Source organism: Enterococcus sp. AZ109, from assembly GCF_051714625.1.
Taxonomy (GTDB): domain Bacteria; phylum Bacillota; class Bacilli; order Lactobacillales; family Enterococcaceae; genus Enterococcus_A.
This window is the reverse complement of record NZ_JBIOSF010000002.1, coordinates 933832-953818: the sequence shown is the minus strand read 5'-3', so window position 1 is coordinate 953818 and position 19987 is coordinate 933832. Positions and strand designations below refer to the sequence as shown.

At 38.3% G+C, this 19987-nt stretch carries 16 protein-coding genes; all 16 read right to left on the bottom strand.

The features are described 5' to 3' along the window. Window positions 1-3: 3 nt before the first annotated feature. A complete protein-coding gene (locus IGI42_RS21220; protein WP_438718042.1) occupies window positions 4-759 on the bottom strand; it encodes an HAD family hydrolase in 756 nt (251 codons plus the stop codon). Between the two features lie 3 nt (window positions 760-762). Then, a complete protein-coding gene (locus IGI42_RS21215; RefSeq protein ID WP_438718041.1) occupies window positions 763-2436 on the bottom strand; it encodes a PTS transporter subunit EIIC in 1674 nt (557 codons plus the stop codon). A gap of 265 nt (window positions 2437-2701) precedes the next feature. Continuing rightward, window positions 2702-4363 (bottom strand): hypothetical protein, encoded by a 1662-nt coding sequence (locus tag IGI42_RS21210; protein WP_438718040.1) that lies wholly within the window; start codon window positions 4361-4363, stop codon window positions 2702-2704. Window positions 4364-4817: 454 nt separating this feature from the next. Next, window positions 4818-5684, bottom strand: a complete 867-nt coding sequence (locus IGI42_RS21205; RefSeq protein WP_438718039.1) for an AraC family transcriptional regulator — start codon at window positions 5682-5684, stop codon at window positions 4818-4820. A 245-nt stretch (window positions 5685-5929) separates the two neighbouring features. Continuing rightward, entirely contained in the window at window positions 5930-6751 is an 822-nt protein-coding gene (locus tag IGI42_RS21200; RefSeq protein ID WP_438718038.1) for a sugar phosphate isomerase/epimerase family protein, read from the bottom strand. Window positions 6752-7021: 270 nt separating this feature from the next. After that, window positions 7022-8023: an inositol 2-dehydrogenase gene (gene iolG / locus IGI42_RS21195; RefSeq protein ID WP_438718037.1), complete on the bottom strand. Its 1002-nt coding sequence runs from the start codon at window positions 8021-8023 to the stop codon at window positions 7022-7024. Window positions 8024-8084: 61 nt separating this feature from the next. Next, the gene (locus tag IGI42_RS21190) at window positions 8085-8912 is read right to left on the bottom strand and encodes a sugar phosphate isomerase/epimerase family protein (protein ID WP_438718036.1); all 828 of its coding nucleotides are present in this window, start codon (window positions 8910-8912) and stop codon (window positions 8085-8087) included. Window positions 8913-8993: 81 nt separating this feature from the next. Continuing rightward, a complete protein-coding gene (locus IGI42_RS21185) occupies window positions 8994-9857 on the bottom strand; it encodes an AraC family transcriptional regulator (RefSeq protein ID WP_438718035.1) in 864 nt (287 codons plus the stop codon). Window positions 9858-9907: 50 nt separating this feature from the next. After that, window positions 9908-11107: an enoyl-ACP reductase FabV gene (gene fabV / locus IGI42_RS21180; RefSeq protein WP_438718034.1), complete on the bottom strand. Its 1200-nt coding sequence runs from the start codon at window positions 11105-11107 to the stop codon at window positions 9908-9910. Between the two features lie 60 nt (window positions 11108-11167). Further along, complete coding sequence (locus IGI42_RS21175) at window positions 11168-12187, bottom strand: Gfo/Idh/MocA family oxidoreductase (protein ID WP_438718033.1); 1020 nt, start codon at window positions 12185-12187, stop codon at window positions 11168-11170. A 24-nt stretch (window positions 12188-12211) separates the two neighbouring features. Continuing rightward, window positions 12212-13102: a myo-inosose-2 dehydratase gene (gene iolE / locus IGI42_RS21170; protein WP_438718031.1), complete on the bottom strand. Its 891-nt coding sequence runs from the start codon at window positions 13100-13102 to the stop codon at window positions 12212-12214. A 13-nt stretch (window positions 13103-13115) separates the two neighbouring features. Then, complete coding sequence (locus tag IGI42_RS21165) at window positions 13116-14519, bottom strand: sugar porter family MFS transporter (RefSeq protein ID WP_438718029.1); 1404 nt, start codon at window positions 14517-14519, stop codon at window positions 13116-13118. Further along, window positions 14509-16443, bottom strand: a complete 1935-nt coding sequence (gene iolD, locus IGI42_RS21160; protein ID WP_438718028.1) for a 3D-(3,5/4)-trihydroxycyclohexane-1,2-dione acylhydrolase (decyclizing) — start codon at window positions 16441-16443, stop codon at window positions 14509-14511. Before iolD ends, IGI42_RS21165 begins: the two co-directional genes overlap by 11 nt. Before the next feature lie 480 nt (window positions 16444-16923). Next, window positions 16924-18060: an acyl-CoA dehydrogenase family protein gene (locus IGI42_RS21155; protein WP_438718027.1), complete on the bottom strand. Its 1137-nt coding sequence runs from the start codon at window positions 18058-18060 to the stop codon at window positions 16924-16926. Continuing rightward, a complete protein-coding gene (locus IGI42_RS21150; RefSeq protein ID WP_438718026.1) occupies window positions 18047-18583 on the bottom strand; it encodes an acyl-CoA thioesterase in 537 nt (178 codons plus the stop codon). Before IGI42_RS21150 ends, IGI42_RS21155 begins: the two co-directional genes overlap by 14 nt. Further along, window positions 18567-19976 (bottom strand): MATE family efflux transporter, encoded by a 1410-nt coding sequence (locus IGI42_RS21145; RefSeq protein WP_438718025.1) that lies wholly within the window; start codon window positions 19974-19976, stop codon window positions 18567-18569. Before IGI42_RS21145 ends, IGI42_RS21150 begins: the two co-directional genes overlap by 17 nt. Between the last annotated feature and the right edge of the window lie 11 nt (window positions 19977-19987).

Below are 19987 nucleotides of genomic sequence, written 5' to 3'. Positions count from 1 at the left end.
CGTTCATGCAATTAGTTTTTTTACTTCATAAAAATTATCGATTACCGCACTGGCATACTGCTGCACTTGAGAAGAAGCATGAGCCATGCAAAATGAATAGTTAGATGTTTGGAACATGCTAATGTCATTTTCTGAATCCCCTACAGAAACAATCTGTAAATCTTTGTGTTGTCGAACCAGCTCCAAGGCATGTCCTTTGGTAATATTTTTGGGAGTGATTTCGATTCGTTTCTCGCCACTTTTACAAATAGCTAAATCAGGAAACTGATCTGCCAGCTCTTTTAAAAGCAGATCACTTTTATCAGGATCTGGTCGAATATTGATCTTAAAAATCTTCTTTTGCTTCAACAATTCAAACAATCCTTCAGGTTCAACTAATTGCATATTCCATAACTTCTCAATATCATCAGATTTGTGTGTGCCAATCCGTTGATCACCATCTAAAGCATCAAATACCAAAGCCTTTTCCTGAATATAAGCTAGAATTGGTTCTAATGAGTCTTTGGAAATCGTTTGTTCAAAAATACGTTCGCCATCTACTTCAACCACAGCACCATTGAAGCCAATCCGCACATCGGCTTTGATTCCGGTCTGCTCCTCGATAAATTCAATTTCTTTGATTGAACGACCTGTCGCAATCCCTATCTGCATCGTTTCCTTTAATTCACGCAACGACTGTTGATCAATGGAGGTGACTTTTCGTGAATCCTTGACAAATGTTCCATCTAAATCGGTTATAATCATTTTTTCCTTAGTCATTACTTATTCCGCCAATCCGAGAATATCTTGAATTTCAACTTTCAGCTGATTTGCACGACCACCGTAGATTGATTGCATCTGCATCCCAGATTTATTGAACCCCATCGCATTCAAGTCGGTTTTAATGCGTTCACTGTCAACAACTGAATCATCCTTAACATTAATTCTAAGTCGGGTAATACATGCATCTACGTTATCGATATTTTCTGATCCGCCGTGAGCATCAATCAGCGCAATTGCTTGATCATGCAGGCTCAAGTTTGCCCCATCAGCAGCTCCGGCTTGTCGTTCTTTTTCAATGTCTTTAAGTGTTTTCACACCCATTTTCTTACGAGTTTCGTCTTTCCCATGCAAGGTAATCGTTGTTGGATCATCCTCACGACCGGGTGTTTTAAAATCAAATTTCTTAATAACGAAGGTAAAGACTACAAAGTACATAGCGAAGCAAAATACACCAATAATCGGCAGCAAATACCATTTCGTCCGCATGCCTTGCATAACGCCGTAAATAATAAAGTTAATCAAGCCATGCCCCGTTGGTGTAAGGAAAGCTGCACCAGCTAAGTTCGCTACCAGCATGGTTGTTCCTGCTAAAATAGCATGGACCCCATATAGAGCAGGAGCGATAAATAAGAACGTGAATTCTAATGGTTCAGTAATACCTGTCAAGAATGAAGTTAACCCCGCTGCAAGCAGCAAAGATCCTACCGTCTTTTTATTTTCTGGTTTAGCCGTTACATACATTGCTAAAGCTGCACCTGGCAAACCAAACATATTATAGATGAATTTTCCTGATGAAAAACGAGTAATCATTGGATCAATCGGACCTTTGCCAGCAAGTGCTGCCATGTAAGCATTGATTGTACCTGAAAATTCTTGGCCACTAATTAAGAAGGTTCCACCTAATGGCGTTGTCCGAACCGGCCAGTTCAATCCATGATGCAAACCAAAGGGCAAAAGCAACCGTTCAATAACACCATAAGCAAAAGTACCAAAAAAACCAGATTTCAAAATAGCAACTGACAGCATGTTAATTCCTGCTTGGACCAATGGCCAAACGAAGAAGAAACCTACCGCTACTAAAGCCATCGCTGGCATAATCAAAATTGGTACTAATCGTGGTCCACTAAAGAAACCAAATACTTGAGGCACTTGAACACGAATGGCCTTTTTATGAACTAGATAAACAATAATACCGGTAATAATCCCACCAAATACATTTAAATCCATCGTCTGAATACCCAAAATGGTCGTCTGCATATTTGCTGCCATTAACTCACTGGCATTTTCAGCACTAGCATCAACCAACTGACCACTTGCAGCCAATAAGAAGTTTAACGTCTTGTGTAATACTAAGAATCCTAATAATCCCGATAAAGCAGCTGAACCTTTTTCTTGTTTAGCCAATCCAACAGCTACACCCACCGCAAAAATAATTGGTAAATTACTGAAGGCCACACTTCCCAACATATCCAAAAATCCCATCACAAATTGCAATGTTTCATTAGCCATCCACGGATGCATTTCCACTGTACTGGCATTGGTGAATGCTGAACCTATTCCTTTTAAAATCCCAGCAGCTGGCAAAACTGAAACCGGTAACAAGAATGAGCGTCCGAATGTTTCAAACGCTCGAATAAACTGATCTTTACGACTTTTCTTCGCAGTATTTTCCACTTCTAATTCCTCCTAGTATTCATTTACAAACACATCTTATCATCTATTATCATATATTTGACGATTTAAGTATTTTTACCTTAAAAAGAAAAAAACTAGAGTTTCAGTAAAAAAATACGGTTAATCTTATCTACCAAAAGAACAGAATCAAGAGCAGGATAGACAATCCCCCTATACCGTTAATACCGATAACCAGAGAACCTCTTTCATAAAGGTAAAATTGAAAAAAGAAAGCATTGCCAGCGTAAAAGTTGGCGATGCTTTCTTAGCGTCTAATTTTTCTAATGAAAAGAAACACTGGACTGATCAACCAGCACAACAAGGTTACCCATAAGCTGTAAGTAACATATCCCGGTGCGCGGAAACGTAAACGCACTGTATTTTGTCCACTTTTGGCTTGAACAGTCGGCGTACCAATTTCAGAAAGAGCCGGTGACGCTTTTTCTCCGTTGACTTCTACCTCTGATCCAGCATATACAATAATCGGTACTTGCGTTTCACCAGCTTGCGCTTGATTCCATTGAACAATCAATGAAGAACCCTCTACTGTTTTCTGGAAATCGGGGTTTTTATCTACAATATCTTTTTTGTACATATTGTACTTGTTACGGTCGGTTTCCTCATAAACAGGTAAATAATCCGGTGTACCCTTTTGCACTAGTTTCAGACTTTTTTCCAAATCACTACTATAAAAAGAAGCTCGAATTGTCGGATCATCACCATAGACATAGGTATGAATCCCCTCTTTATTAATGTAAGAATTTGTATGCCATCTTCGCAGATGATCCGTAGTAGTGTACAAAATTTGGAACACACCCAATGAAACCACTAGCACAGGGATAATTTGTTTTAGCCGCTTCGTCCAGATAACTGTTGAAAAGACCTGAGCAGCGAAAAAAGTAAAGAGAACAGTAAAAGGTGCAAAAAATCGAAAAGGGAATTGAATCAAGGAAACAAAAGGAACTTGTTCTTGAACCCATTTAGTCCAAGGTAATAGATCACTAGATAATATCAAGAAAGCTAATGATAATCCTCCTGTTAAATGGATCAATGGTGTCATTTTTTTGCGATTGTTTAAATAAATCGCCAGCATTGCACCCATCAACGGCAAAAAGGCGTAAGGATAAAGCAACCAATAGTCACTACCGCTGTCTACAGCAAAATTCGACATTTGCTGATTCACAAAAGGACTTAGAATCTCATTGTTCGTATACAAGTAAAACATCGAGCTCCAAAGGTTAGCAGTTAATCCTAGAAACAAAAGGATAGCCAAACTAACATCTTTGAGCAGCTTTATTTTGTCGGAACTTTTGATAAATGCGTATACAAAATAAAAACCATAAATTAGCGCTAGTAACAGACTTGAAAACAGATGAATTTGTGTCATCAAAGCCATTGAAAAAGCTAACTTCATAATCGGAATTTTTCTTTTTTCTATCATGTCCAGTATTGGGAGCAAACACAGTGGTAAGACAGCTGTTCCCCAACTAGTAAACCCTTGCCGCTGAATCCAATATTGAATCGAAAAGGTCGTCATGAAAAAGACGGCTGCTGTTACCGCTAATCCTTGCGGCAGACGAGCTTTCTTCAGCAGATAATACATTGAACTACCTGAGAGTAAATAGATTAAAAAATTAGAAACTACTTGATACCGAAACCAACTACCAGTTAGTAAGACCAACAAGCCATTCCAATACGCCCATAGTGGACCATAGAGAGCATTTACAATCCGCCCCGACTGTTGAAACCCATAAAAAGTTAAAAAATATTCAAAATTGCCATGTTTAATTTGCATTGCGGTATCATAAAATCGATTGAAATGAAAAACAGCATCTGATCCTACAATCATATCCTGGGTCAGTAAGTTAGGCAAAATGAAAAGCAATGCCACTAGGGGAATGAGTACGTAAGGAACTATTTTTTTCATGGTATCACCCCATATTCTTATTTTGTTTAATTTTCTTAGGTGGTAATTCAGACTATCTCTTGCCAGTTAGTGATGGGTTATTTCTTTGTTCTTGGCAAATTGTCTTGGTACCATTTTTCATTATAAGACACCGATTTGCTCTACTTACAGTAAGAAGACTTAGCAAATTGCATTTTTCAGCAATTTTTCGGTTTTCTTTAATGATATTTACAAATAATCTTCAAATTTACTTCGCAGAATAACAATATGCAAGTGATGAATGAGTTAGCGTTGAAAGACTAGCGTTCTCTAGACAATTTAAAAAAAATTCTTTGTCCAACAACTATTCTCACTAATGAAAATTGATCCTTCATTTCCCCAGTGAAAGAGTCCACAAAAAAGGAGCAGATTTCTCTACTCCTTTTTTGTGATTATTCCGTCTAAACAAGACTATATTTAATATTCTGCTAGTTGATTATTTATTCGAATAACTCAAGTACTTATGACGATACTCAGTAGGGGTCATTCCCACTTTGTTTTTAAAAACGGAATTAAAATTACTAACACTATCGTAACCAACTTCTGAGGCAATTTCGATAATCTTCATATCAGTTGTTAACAACAAGGTTTGAGCTTCGCCGATCCGTCTTCTTAGAACATATTGACCTGGCGAATAGCCTAATTTATCCTTAAAAAGATGTGCCAAATAATACGAACTGATATTAAATTTTTCTGCTAGCAACTGTAAGGTCACTTCGCTTCTAAACTGCTCATCAATATAATCTTTCACTCTTTTGATCATCTCACTATCGTTTTGCATCTCAACTGACAGCTCTTCAGTAGCATTTATTGTTTGTTTTAACAGACGATAATGAATCAATGAACACAGAGCTTCCGTCATTTTCTGAGCGATGAATTGTCCATTTTTATCTCCCACCGCTAAAAATTCAAAAATCATTTTGAATAAGGAAGATAGCTCATCAAAATACCGTTCCGCATTGATAATGGGATTATCCATCAATAGTGGCAAACAGTTTTCTGGTTGATCTATGTATTTGATATTTTTAACTGCACAACAATAGAGAGAAACTTCTTCATTAATCCGTTCATCGTGAATTACTCCGCTGTTTAAAACAATTAAATCTCCCTTTTTTATTTTGTACTGTCGATTGTCGATAAAATATTTGCCTTCGCCACCGGTGATAAGCAATAACTCCAGAAAATCTAAGTGCTTATGCATAATTCTTGGATACTTATTGTCTTCCTTTGGTACATGACTTGCATAAAATAAAACTGGTTTCTGATTACCACCAGTTAGAGTATCTGCAAAATATTGTTTCATCATTTTCTCCTATCTAATATTAGTATTACCTGTAGTCAATTTGTTCTAATTGGAAGTATTGGATTGTATTTGGCTTATACTGTGGTGTTATTATTCCGGAAACAATTACAACGTGGTGATAGAAAATCGAAAAATTAGTAAAAATGCGTTTTCTCAAGGGCAAGAAATAGCCAGACAATAAATTCTCTACCCCTGACGAACAGTAAAGCTTCCCAAAAAAAGACCCGCAAAGAATGCTTCGCTGACTACTTATTTAGTGACTCCTTCAAAATTCGTATGTCTTCTTTTAACAATTCATAAGGACTCGCTGCTTGCGTACGTAACGGCAGTTGATCGTAGTAGTTTTCTAAGAGAATATAGCCACTAAAATTACTTTTTTTCAGCCAGTCGATTGTTTCTTGAAAATTAGAATCGCCCGTTCCCAATAGACCACCGCTCATTGCACCACTCCCATCTTTGACATGAATCTGATTGCACATTGCTGGATATAGACCTTCTAGAATATCAATTTCGTTATAGCCTCGGAAAAGTTGATAATTCTGACTGTCAAAGTAAAGGGAAAAATTCTCACGGTTGACCAGTTCTTTCAGCTCATAAAACTGTTTTGGTGTCATTAGGTTCTCACTAGCTACCGAGATTCCATTTTCACCAGCAGCATCACATAAATATTGCAGAGCTCTCGCACTGTGCTCTAAGTCTTCATGACTTTTCACTTCGCTAGCCGCAAAACCGGGTACTTGAATAATTTGGACACCTAACGTTTTAGCTGTTGCCACAGATCGTTTAAGTAAATCCCAAACAATCTCATAATCCTTCGTCCCTTTACGTGCGTGCATTGGAATATTATCAAAATCATTTAACGCTATCGCACAGTAATCGATGCCATATTTTTGTTGTTCGCTAAGATAAATCTTTTGCATCTCTGGCTGAGTCAATGGGTAATCGTTCTCATAAAGACCTATTTTTAATGATAATGCTTCTAGTCCCACCTTTGCAGCAATTTGTGTTGCGTACAAACCAGCACCCGGCAAAGCCCAATCACAACTCCCAATCTTGATTATATTCATTATAAATTAATCCTCCTTTTAATGTAGTGGGTCCTTTCTTTACTGTCAATCCTTTTTTAACCCTTCAAGTACTTAAACCGACTACTTCCTCTTTTTATCAGTAATAACACTAGTTACCCCAAAAAGAGTATCAATTTATTGAAAAAAGAACAGCCAACACTGACCGATATTATCTACCAGAAATGTTGACTGTTCATGTCGTTTAAGCGAATATTGTATCGACGCATACACATTTAATATAAATAAAATTTTAAAGTGATGCTAGTTAAATTATAATTTAACTGATTTTTGCTCTTTTAATGATTTTAAACATGCTTGAGCGATTTCAACAGAACGTAATCCGTCAATACCGGTTACTAAAGGTTCTTTATTATTTTTCACCACTTCATAGAATTCTTTAAATTCATCAATGTACGCTTGAGAATAACGTTCGGTGAAGAAATACGGGATTTTGGACCCTTTGCTTCCTTCTTCCACATCAATATGAATGTTACTTAGTTGGTCATTTGTTGAAAATACTTGTCCTTTAGATCCGAAAACCTCTGCTCGTTGATCGTAACCATAGACAGCTTGACGGCTATTATCAATCACGCCAAGTGCGCCATTAGCAAATTTCAAAGTGACGATTGCGGTATCAATGTCTCCTTCTTTACCAATTTCAGGATCAATTAGGACAGCACCTGTGGCATGAACCTCAACAACTTCGCTCATTGAAAGGAAACGGACAATATCGAAGTCATGAATCATCATATCTTGGAATAATCCGCCAGAAACTTTTACATAGTCAATGGTTGGCGGCTTAGGGTCACGAGATGTCACTTTAATAATTTGCGGATCACCAATTGCACCACTTTTTACTGTTTCATAAATTTTATGGAAGTTGTGATCAAAACGGCGATTAAATCCTACTTGCAATTTCACTTTACATTCCTCAACCAATTTCAACACACGCTTAATTCCGTCAATATCAGTAGCAATTGGTTTTTCGCAGAAGATTGCTTTTCCTTTTTTTGCAGCATATTCGATAATTTCTTCATGAGTATCTGTAGACGATGCAATTACCACTGCATCAATACCAGGTTGATCAATCGCTTCTTGATAAGAAGAAGAGCTAAAGGGAATGTTATATTCCTTTGCAAGGTCTGCTAATTTTGGATCAAATAAATCTGAAATTGCGCCAATTTGATAAATTTCTCGCAATCCCGTGATGTTGTCAATGTGCATTCTCCCGATTCTTCCAGTTCCAATTACTGCTAAATTTACTTTTGTCAAAATAGTCACTCCTCATAATAGGTTTCATTTATACTCTTTTGAGTTTGTATCCTTTAATAAATTATAAATAAGGTTGCGATTTTTCGGCACCGATTCGAACAACATCGTCAGCTTTCATCGCATAATAAGCCGGATTGAATAACTCCAGTGAGCAAATACCTTCATAACCCTTTGCTTTCAATTTTTTGCTTAATTCTGCCACCGGAATTACGCCATCTCCTGGGAACAGACGATGGTAATGATCGACAATTCCTAAAGGCAAATCTTCGCAATCGTCAATATGGTATAGGAAAATTTTTTCTAAAGGCAGCTTGTCAATCGTATCAATATCTTTCAGTTTATTATGAAGATACAGGTTGAAGGAATCTAATGCTAACCCAACGTTTTCTCGGTCTACCGCCTCAACGATGTCCAAAGCTTCTTGCAGACTCCCAACTGCCCAACGTTTGTCACCAATAGGTTCAAACGCAAGTCTCATACCGTAGGGCTCAACAAAATCTGACAATGTTCTCAAAACTTTTACACTGTCGTCAAATATCTCTGACTTCGACTTATTCTTCATTTCTGCACCCATTGTTGGCACCACTACTAATGTCTTTGCACCAATTACTTCTGATGCTTCACACGCAAACTTGATTAAATCCAGACGATTTTTCCATTCGATTGGCGTACAGAAATTGATGTCTTCAATCGAATTAAATCCAAATGGCTTCAAGTGACTTTTCTCAAAGAATTCTTTCAAATCTTGAAGGCTATGTGTTTGCAAATAGTCTGCCAACATGTCTAAACGAATTTCAATGTAATCGTAGTTGTATTTTTCGCACAACGCCAAATCATTTTCAAGTGTTGAATTATTCATACATGTTGCTTCGTTAAAACCTAATAACATTGGACCACCTCTTTATTTTAGTTTTATCTATCTTTTTATCATACCGTTTATCTTGTCTGTCGTATATGTGTCTAGACTACTCTAACCAAAGTATTCTTTCCGGTAAGCACTAGGAGATAAGCCTACTTTGCGTTTGAATAACGTATTGAACTGATGGATACTATCATAACCCACACTAGATGCGATGTAGGATATATTTTTATCCGTTGTTAACAACAGTGTTTGTGCCTCTCCGATTCTTCTTCGAATAATATATTGGCCAGGTGAGATCCCCAGCTCATCTTTAAATAAATGGGCGATATAGTATTGACTGGAATGAACAGATTCAGCAATCTCTGCCAACGTCAAATCTTCAGTAAAATTCGTATCAATAAACTGCTTAACCTTAGTAACAATGTCCTCTTTTTTCTTGTCCCGTTGTTCGCATTGCTGTTGCTGTTCATTTTCAATTAAGCCGTAAAATATTAACGTAACAATGGTATGGCAGATTCCTTTAGCAATTAAATTCGAAGACGGAGTAGCCTCTTGTACGTGAGACATCAACATCTCAAACAGTTCTTTTATTTCAAAAAAGCTTTCATGCGTACTGATGACAGGAGAAGCACCTTTTGGTAATAAGGTATTCGGTTGATTAGAGGAAAGGTTGACCCCTTTTAAAGCTAAGCAATAACTTTTGAAGCCACTATCACGAACAATCGTTTCATCGTGAAGTACGTTGCTATTAATAACAATAAGATCGCCTTTTTTGATGTCGTATTCAGTGTCTTCAATTAAATACTTAACCTGACCATTTACAATGAAAATTATTTCGACTAGATCATCATGAGAATGTAGAAAACGAGGATGGATGCTATCCTCATCTTCTACTACGCTAGCATAGTACAACTGGGGAATATTCGTATAAAATTCGTTACGTTTGTTATTTTGCGAAAAAAACTTTTTCATACTAGTTACTCCCTATCCCTCAATTTTCTAGTTAGACTACTCATAAATACTTAATAGGCCATAAATTTTAACTGTGTTAAGTCATCCTCGGTCAGATCAACCGATTCTGTTTCATCAAATCCGTTCAGTGCTAAAAACTCTTTACGTAATAACTGGTAGCCTGTTAAGTCCGTTTGGAAATTGCTTTGATTGATTTGCTTCATCAGCTCGTTCACTTCGTCTTGAGTTTCTGGATCTAATTCCCAACTATCTGGCCGTAATCTGCCTAACTCATCATATTCAGGTTTATCCCCATACATCATGTCTCTCAGCAGTCGGTCTTTGTGCATGATCGAAGTTTCATGTGTCCCTTTTTCCATCATCACTTTGTAAAGTGCAATGCAGTACATTGGTAAGATAGGAATAACGGCACTTGCTTTTGTCGTCACAACTTTAGAAACAGAGATCAAAGCTCGACCATTTGTCTGCTGGCTAAGTAGTTCATTAATATGATTTTTAGCCCGTTCGGTATCCTTTTTAGCTAAACCAAGTGATCCTTTGTGGTAAAAGGCATGCGTACATTCAGGTCCGATATAGGAATATAAAACTGTTTGGAAATCGTTTGTTAAGCATTGGTTTTCTAATAATACTTCCACCCACGATTCCCAATCTTCGCCACCCATTACTTTGATGGTTCCTTCGATTTCTTCCTCAGTCGCAGGTTCCACTTCTTGTAAAAAAATCGTTTCATTTTCTAAATCAATGTTTTCACCGCGAACACTTTGTCCGACTGGCTTCAATTTTGAAACATAGGTTTTCCCACTTGCTTCATCCACTCTTTTAGGAGCAGCCAGCGAGTAAACCAATAAATCAATTTTCCCACCGAATTCTTCTTTAATATAGCGAATCACCTCTTCTTTCATCTGGTTACTAAAAGCATCTCCGATGAAGTTTTTCGCAATTAAATTATCTTTCTCGGCTTCCTGTTTAAAAAAGATATTGTTATACCAGCCGGCTGTTCCCATTTTTTCGAAACTTTCAGGTCCTCGCTCAAAAGAAACACCGATAGTATCTGCATTAGAGCCAAAAGCTGTTGAAATTCTAGTTGCTAAACCATAGCTAGAGGAAGCACCCAAGATCAAGACCTTTTTCGGCCCTTTATAATAGCCGCGTTCCTTTACTAAGCTGATCTGCTTCAAGACTTCTTTTTGACAACCGTAAGGATTAACGTTCCGGCAAACATTGTTTTGAATAATTGGTCTGATTTCCATGAGTCATTTCCACCTGTCTGTTTTAAACTGCATTCATTTTTTTGAAACTGTCAACCTGAATTACAGAGTAATCATCTTGCCAGTTTCAAAAGATTCTCTCAATTGAAGAGCCAATTCAAGAGATTTTGTTCCGTCATAAACAGTGGTTCCTGGTTGACGATCTGTTAAGACACAGTCAACAAACTCATTAATTTCATTCACATAGGCATCTCTCCAGCGAATCTGGAAATCTGTGTAACATTCGCGACAAACGCCATTAGAACCTAAGACCTCCAGCATACTGTCAGTACCTACCGAACCAATTCGTAACGTGCCTCGTGTGCCAATAATTTCTGTTTCAACATTGGTTCCATGTGCGGCTGCCCGCCCAGCGAACATAAATGCCATTGTGTCATCTTCTAATTGCATTAGAGCACTGACATTATCTCCATCATTCCAATTTTTGTACTCTTGGAATTCGAAGCATCCACCGATTGCCCAGAGACTTTTAGCAGGAACACCCCCAGTAAACCAACGAATTAAATCAATATCATGTACAGACATGTCGATAAATTGACCACCACTCTTTGGACCGTACTCTATTGCCCCTTCGATGTTCCAAATCGGGTCTTGACTGTAAGAACGAACCATGATAATGCGGCCGATATCACCATTTTCAATTTTTTTCTTTGCCAATTGGTAAGAATGATCATAGCGACGCATAAATCCGATCATAAATTTTAATTCTGGATGTGCTTCGACTGCTTTTTCAGCCATTTTACATTTTTCTACTGAGCCACCTAGAGGTTTTTCAGTAAACACATGCTTACCTGCTTCTAGCGCCAGCTTTACATGATCAGGATGTAGGTCGGTTGATGAGATAACAGTTACTGCTTCAATTTCAGGGTTTTTCAACATTTCTTCGTAACTGGTGTAACCGTAAGGAACATCCAGCTCTTCTTGTGCTTTTTTCACTAGTGCTTCATCCATGTCACAGACTGCGACTAGTTCTGCTCCCGGAACTAGAAAAGCAGTATTTTTTGCATGATCGTAACCCAATCTACCTAAACCAATTTGTCCAATTTTTACTTTTTTCGCCATAATAATTTTCCTCCAATTTTTTTATTAATCAACATAGTTCATCAGATATTCCAAGCCCATCTTGGAATAATCGAATGGATTGTATTCATAAGGATTTTGTTCTGCCTCTACTACTAGCCAGCCTTTGTATTCTTTTTCCGCTAAAATATCAAATATTTTTGGGAAATCGACGCACCCGTCACCTGGTACCGTGAAGACACCTTCCAAAATTGATTCTAAAAAACTTAATTTCTTTTCTTCACAGCGTTTCAAGGCATCCGCCCGAACATCCTTTAAATGAATATGTTTGATGCGGTCGAAATGTTTTTCTAAGACCTTAACGGGATCATCTCCTGAGAAAGTCAAATGACCTGCATCAAAAATGATGCTAATCAAATCAGGATTCGTTAGTTCCAGCATTTTATCAATTTCCGCTGCGGTCTGAACAGTTGTGGTCATATGTGGATGGTAGACGATTTCTAATCCGTGATCCTTCGCAATTTGCCCTAATTGATTCAACTTGTCAGCAAACTCCGTCCACTGCTCCTGTGTTAAAACAGGTTTGTCCTGATAAAAAGTATGTGCGCGATGTTGGATACTAAAGCTTTGATCAGAAACATTAATCACTTTTGCACCAGCATTTTTTAGAAACAGCACATGATCGGTAAAGTCGCGAACATCCATCCAAAACGGACGCTCTAGCAAATAAATGCTGATCCAAGCAGTAATTGATTCTAAACCTCTGCGCTTCATCTCGGCATTTAATATATTGGTGTCTCTAGGAAAAAGACAGCCGATCTCACTTCCTTCAAAACCAAGTAGCGCGATTTCGCTGATGGTTTGTAGAAAGGTTGTTTCCTTCCCATATTCTGGCATGTCATCTTCTACCCAAGCGATTGGGGCCACGCCAATTTTTACGTTACTTCTTTTGATCATAATATCCTCCTTTTTATTCTTCGGTTTCTTTGTTTTTTAAACTCTTATAATAAAACTCAATTTCATCCAGCGTTTTTCCCTTAGTTTCTGCTAGATAAAATAGAACAACCAGAAAAGCGATTACATTAATGATTCCGAAGCAGTAGAATACCACTTGTATACTATATTGAGCGATTAGTGTTGGAAATATCCAAGACAGTATCGCTTGACTACCAAAAAGACAGGCAGTCGAAAATCCCATAGCAAAGCCTTTTATCTGAGTAGGGATAATCTCCCCTAGTATTGCCCAGACAACTCCACACCAACTAACGGAATAAAACATAATGAAAATAATGACTAGGCCTAAGAGAACAAGTGCTGGAAAATCATTGATTCCGCTAAACCAGCCGAGTAATATAATTGATACTGCCATACCAACATTCCCGACTAGCAGCAATAATTTTCTTCCAACTTTGTCAATCAACCGTTGACTGACGAAGATGAATATGAAGAAAACCGCTCCAATAAAAATCGTGCTTAGCATCGCCGTTGATTCTCCAAAACCAACCCTTGCTAAAATGGTTGGTGCAAAGTATAAAATCGAATTGGCCCCGCATAGCTGTTGAACCAAGGCAAGAAAGACTGAAAGAACCACTGGTCGAAGCATCCAACGCTGGAATTTTTTCTCAGGAGTCTTCTCCAACTCCTCATCTATTGCATTTGTAACAGGTTCAGTAGCTAATTCGCTTTTTGCTCCATAGACGAGTTGAGCAACTTGCTGTGCTTCATCAAAGCGTCTTTTTTCAATCAACCACTTCGGACTTTCTGGTAATTTACGATACCAAAGGATAATTGCTATTGCAGGTAAGACCCCTAGCAAAAGCATGACGCGCCAATCACTGGCTTTAAAAAATACATAATTGACAATATAAGCAACGAACATCCCGCCGACGTTCAATACGGAGTTAATGGAGGTAATCTGTCCTCTTTTCTCGCTTGGAGCAAGTTCTGAAAGATACATAGGTACCAGCCCTGAAAAACCGCCAATACTTATTCCCAGCAATAGCCTAAAAAAGACGAATAGCAGATAGCTGCTGGTGATACCGGTCACAACGGTACCAAGGAGGGCAACGATTGCGTTAATTAATAAGACTTTTTTTCGACCGAGCTGTTCAGCTAAAGGGGTACAAACTAGTGAACCTAACACTGCTCCCAGCAAGAGGGAACTTACTAGCATTCCCTCTTGCGAAAGTGTCAAATTTAAATCCGTACCAATCAATTCACGGGCACCTGACATGATGGCTGTTGAATAACCAAAGATAAGGCCTCCTGCTGCGATGATATAGTAGATTAATTGAATACTTTTACTCGATACAGCAGAAGCTTTTTTTACCTCTTCGTCGTTTTTCTTTTCTTTATAAGACAAATCAGTATTCACGAGCGTTTTTCAACCTCTCTTCCTTCATTTCATAAGCCTTTTGAACTGCTTCAGACTTGCTAGTAGAAGCGACACCAACATGCCACCAAGCTTTGTACCCTTCAGCCATCGTTTTTGGCAGAACCTTCGCATCAATGAGGACTGATTGCGTTTGTTTTTTGGCATCCTGTAAAGCTTCCTCTAATTCTTGTGGTGTCTTAGCGGTGTAAGTCTTCATGCCGTAACCTTCACCAACTTTAGCAAAATCAATATAGATATAATCGCCATCGGTTTTCCCAGTAGTTTCATTGCGGTAACGCATTTCTGTTGCCATCGATCCGACTCCGTTGCCCATTTGAAGATTATTGATGCAACCAAAAGCAGCATTATCAAAGACCACTACGTTAATCTTGGCATTTTCTTGAATAGCTGTTGTAATCTCTGAATTCAACATTAGGAAAGAGCCATCACCTAAAAGAGCATAGACTTCCTTATCTGGTTCAGCTAATTTTGACCCTAGGGCTGCCGCAATTTCATAACCCATACAAGAATAGCCATATTCCATGTTATAGCTGTCTTTCGCTTCCGTAGTCCATAATCTGCCTAAATCTCCAGGTAATGATCCAGCCGCCGCAACAACAATTGCATCGTCATCAATTGCTTCTCGGATGATACCAACTCCATTGGATTCGGTGATTGTTCCACCAATTTGTTCTAAGAAATCATCCATAATTTTTTCAGTCCAACTAGGGACAACCGGGACAAAGTCTTTGCCAGTATATTGAACGCCGCATAACGCTTGTCGTTCTACTTCCCATTCAGCTTTAATTGCTGCTAACTCTCCTTCTTCATATGAAGGTTGATAATTTAAACGATTTAATTCTTCATCTAAAACTTTCAGATTCGCTTTGGCATCACCGACTATCCGTAGTGCGTCTAGTTTTTCAGAATCAAATTCTGACGTATTAATTGTGATGAACTGAACCGCTTGATTTCTAAAAATTTCTTTTGATCCAGTAACGAAATCGTTTAAGCGCGAACCAACGGCTAACACAACATCGGCTTTTTCAGCAATTGTATTGGCAGCCAGAGAACCCGAAACACCCATACCGCCCATGTTCATAGGACTTGAGTATTTTGTCGCACTTTTACCTGCCTGAGTTTCAGCATAAGGGATATGGTATTTTTCACACATTTCTTGTAAGTACTCTCCAGCTTCTGAGTAACGAACACCGCCACCACTAACGATCAATGGTCGTTTGGCTTTTGATAGACAAGCAACAGCCTGCTGGATTTCTGTTTTATCCGCTTCCCTCCGCGGAATAATGTGCACGCGTTTTTCAAAGAAATACTCAGGAAATTCATAGCTTTCTCCTTGTACATCTTGTGGCAAACAAATCACCACTGCTCCAGTATTAGCTGTATCAGTTAATGTTCTCATCCCGTTAATTAAGGCGGACATCAATTGCTCTGGACGAGCCACCCGATCCCAATAGCGAGCAACTGGTTTAAAGGCATCATTGGTCGTAATACTCAAGTCATAAGATTGTTCTACTTGTTGCAAAACTGGGTCTGGCTGACGTGTCGCAAAAGTGTCAGATGGAAATAATAGTAGCGGAACGTTATTCACAGATGCTGTCCCTGCTGCTGTTACAAAGTTAGCTGCTCCTGGACCTACCGAAGAGGTACAGGCGATGATTCTTCTGCGATTATTCTGTTTCGCATAGCTAATTGCTGCATGTGCCATACCTTGTTCATTTCTTCCTTGAAAAACTCTTAGTCTTCCTGGGTCTTCGTCTAAAGCTTGTCCTAAACCGACTACATTTCCATGTCCTAGTATAGTAAATATCCCGTCAACGAAGGGAGCTTCTTCACCATCAAACTGAATGTATTGATTGTTTAGAAATTTTACGACTGCTTGACCCACTGTCATTTTAATACCCATTTTTTACCTCCAGTTTTCGTCTGCCTAATTTGGCAAACTGTTTTTGTTAACGTTTACAGATTGATTATATGATGGTTTGACTATCTTATCTTCGTGATTTTTGTCATTCGTTTATCTTCAAACCCACTGTTTGGTGCGTTTTGCAAATTATTTGCTCAAGTTTTTTTACTCACTTGTGAATTCTTGCTATTCCTAACAGTAAAACCCTATATTGACGGTATATTGAGTGATTAGTTTGTGCAATATCCCTTTAAATTATTGCTATTTCTTGCTTACTAAAACAAAATAAATCGAACAACTTTAAGCAGAAAATCCTTGCAAACTCATCCAGCTTTGAAGCTTAACGCCATTAAAATTGCTCTAACAAACTTCATAAGTGTAAAAAACTTATATACGCTGATACAGACAAAAAAGCTCTCATCAAGATTATCCTGAAGAGAGACTTTTCTACTATTATATATAGTTGGACTTTGGTAGCTACTAAGCTTTAAACTTTCGAATTACTTCGTTGGCAATAACCATCTTTTGCACTTCTTTGGTTCCTTCGTAAATTTCAGTTATCTTCGCATCACGGTATAAACGTTCCATGGTGCTCCCTTGCAGATAACCACAACCACCCATCAGTTGCATACACGAGTCTACTACGGAAACTGCTTGCTTTCCGCAATAATATTTAGCCATTGAAGAGGCCAAGGCTTGTTCTTTGTCCCTATCTTGAACTTTTCCAGCAGCTTCCTTAATTAGTAATTTACCTGCTGTTATTTCCGTTTTCATTTTGGCTAGTGAAAATTTAGTGTGTTGAAAGGACAAAATATTTCGGCCAAATTGCTCTCTTTGATTCGTATAATTCAGAGCTTCTTCAAAAGCACGATCTGCAATACCAATTGCTTGGGCTGCGATTCCTACTCTACCAGAGATTAAACTGTTTAAGGCAATTTTTTCGCCTTTTTCCAATGCACCAAGTACCTGACTTTTAGAAACGCAACAATTCTCAAATACCAGTTTAGAAATAGAAGACCCGCGAATGCCCAGCGTTTTTTCTCGCTCTTTCACTACTAGTCCCTTCGTTGATCGCTCAAGAATAAAAGCCGAAGTGGCAAAAGGTACTCGGGCATCCTTAGCAAATACGATGAAAAGATCCGCCTGTTGGGCGTTGGTAATGAACCGTTTTTCGCCATTTATTCGATAGCCGTCTACTTCTTCAAAAAAATTGGTTTTCAATGCCGAAATATCCGATCCCGCTTGCTTTTCCGTCAAAGCAAATGCCCCAACGGAAGAGCCTTCCATTAATGGCGGCAAGTAGCTTTGCTTTTGTTGATTATTGCCATATTTAGCTATTGTCAGTGTTACTAATAGTACATGAGTAGAAACAATCACACCCAAACTAGAGCAATTTTTCGCAATTAGTTGAACCGCTTCGGCAAAAAATTCAAGAGAATAACCCAAACCGCCATCTTCTACTGACAGAATACTGCGATATAAGCCTATTTTTCCTAACTCTTGGAAGCTTGTCTTTGGAAATGTTTGTTCCTGATCAGTGGTTTTCGCTTCTAAGCGAATTGTGGTCTCAGCATACTGCTTGATCTGTTCGAGCATAGTTTTTTCAGCCGATTTCATTTTTTGTCCCCACATTCTGCAACTGTTCTTGCAATTCTTTGATTACTTTTCTAGTACAGGCTCTTTTCGCTTTTCGTTTTTCAAAATCCTGACAGATGAATTGCTCTTCTTCAGTTTCTGGAAACACCTCTGGAAGATCATTGCTATCCTCATCTGTTTTTATTTTGACTAATGTCACAAAACAGGAAGCGACTAAATAATTTTGTTTCTCACCCACTAAACTTTCACCAGTTACTTTGACAAAAACTTCTGCTGATTGACTACCCACACCACTAACAAAAGCACTCGTGGTGATTACATGATTCTCAGCCACTGGATGAACAAAACTTAAATAATCCATTGAAGCAGTCATACAGCCGCAGTTAGAATGTTTGGAAAATGCCATAGAAGCTATATCGTCCATTTCTGCCAGTATCTCTCCACCGAATAGCGAATCGTACGTGTTCATATTTTTTTTCATTACTCGTTTACTGCTATTCACTAAAGAGAAACTGCAGGGCAGCTGCTTATTTTGTTTTTTCATAAAATCCTTCTCCTTCATTAACTGAAATGCTTGATCCCAGCGCCACTTTCACTTCCTGTCTTGCTTCATTGTTCAACCATTTAAAACGATTGACCCGCCATGCAAAAACAGGTATTTTAAGTAGTTGATCACTTTTCAAACAGCAGTAAACCAACCAAGGAGCTGCACTAGCACGGGCTAGTAAGAAAGAAAGAGGTAGCACGATCACCCACATAAAAAATAAATCTGTTATCAAAACAAAACGCGTATCGCCACCGCCTCGCAATATTCCGGTAGAACAAGCCATCTGAAAAGCTGTTCCAATAGAGGTAACTGACAGTACCAGTAAAAACTGGTTAGCAATTTTAGCACTCATACTTGAAATTTGATAAAAATCTAAAATGACAAAGCGCGAACAGAAAATAGCCAACCCAGTGATGACACCTAGCAAAAGGTAAAGCACCTGTAACCTTCGAGCATATATTTTAACCAAATGATAGTCTTTTTGTCCGATAGTCTTACTAGTAACTACGTTAGATACGCTGGCCGCTGCATAAATGAATACCGTTAATATTTGGAAAACCGTTGTACCAATACTGTTTGCTGAGATGGTTTGAACCCCCATCATTCCGATGATCGCTGTCTGACTAGCTAGTGCAATGCCCCAAACCGAATTGCCAATCAGGATTGGGTAGGTTTTAGTAAAATATGGCTTCATTAGTTGGCGATTGCCAGTCATGAGTTCCTTTAATTTGAAACAAAGATTCGGATGACGATGTCTTAGATAGACGATCAACAAACCTAATTCAATCATTTTTCCTAAGACAGTTGTTACTGCCGCTCCGGCAACGCCCATTTCCGGAAATCCCCATTTACCAAAAATGAAGGCATAATTTAAAGTCACATCAATCGACAGGGAAAATAATGAAATCATAAAGCCGATGTTTACTACCTCTATACTTCGTAGGACTGCTAAAATCGTGTTGGAAATGCAATAAAAAAAATAAGAAAAACTGACAATTTGCAGATACCGAATCCCTTCTTGAATGATCATGTCTTCGGTAGTGAAAAAGCCCATGATAGTTCTGGCAAAGAAAAAAGTCACTCCAAAAATGAAGACCGAAAAAACAAAGGAGAGTTTCAAAACAAAACGAAATACAGTTTTTATTTGCCCATAGTTTTTCGTTCCCCAAAAGCGAGAACACAAAATCACTGCCCCTTCTCCAATTGCTAAAATGACCATTTGAATTAAATACTGAATTTGATTTGCTACCGAGACAGCACCCATCGAATATTCATTATAGGATCCTAGCATTAGATTATCTGCTAACCCTGAGCTGTAGGTAATCACGTTTTGAAAAGCAATCGGGATCAATAAACCGATCACCCAAATGTAGAAAGTTTTCCTATTCATCCCACACCTCA

Coding starts and splice junctions, on each gene's coding strand:
- IGI42_RS21220 (WP_438718042.1), bottom strand. CDS start 759: ATGACTAAGGAAAAAATGATTATAACCGATTTAGATGGAACATTTGTC.
- IGI42_RS21210 (WP_438718040.1), bottom strand. CDS start 4,363: ATGAAAAAAATAGTTCCTTACGTACTCATTCCCCTAGTGGCATTGCTT.
- IGI42_RS21205 (WP_438718039.1), bottom strand. CDS start 5,684: ATGAAACAATATTTTGCAGATACTCTAACTGGTGGTAATCAGAAACCA.
- IGI42_RS21200 (WP_438718038.1), bottom strand. CDS start 6,751: ATGAATATAATCAAGATTGGGAGTTGTGATTGGGCTTTGCCGGGTGCT.
- IGI42_RS21190 (WP_438718036.1), bottom strand. CDS start 8,912: ATGTTATTAGGTTTTAACGAAGCAACATGTATGAATAATTCAACACTT.
- IGI42_RS21185 (WP_438718035.1), bottom strand. CDS start 9,857: ATGAAAAAGTTTTTTTCGCAAAATAACAAACGTAACGAATTTTATACG.
- fabV (WP_438718034.1), bottom strand. CDS start 11,107: ATGGAAATCAGACCAATTATTCAAAACAATGTTTGCCGGAACGTTAAT.
- IGI42_RS21175 (WP_438718033.1), bottom strand. CDS start 12,187: ATGGCGAAAAAAGTAAAAATTGGACAAATTGGTTTAGGTAGATTGGGT.
- iolE (WP_438718031.1), bottom strand. CDS start 13,102: ATGATCAAAAGAAGTAACGTAAAAATTGGCGTGGCCCCAATCGCTTGG.
- iolD (WP_438718028.1), bottom strand. CDS start 16,443: ATGGGTATTAAAATGACAGTGGGTCAAGCAGTCGTAAAATTTCTAAAC.
- IGI42_RS21155 (WP_438718027.1), bottom strand. CDS start 18,060: ATGAAATCGGCTGAAAAAACTATGCTCGAACAGATCAAGCAGTATGCT.
- IGI42_RS21150 (WP_438718026.1), bottom strand. CDS start 18,583: ATGAAAAAACAAAATAAGCAGCTGCCCTGCAGTTTCTCTTTAGTGAAT.
- IGI42_RS21145 (WP_438718025.1), bottom strand. CDS start 19,976: ATGAATAGGAAAACTTTCTACATTTGGGTGATCGGTTTATTGATCCCG.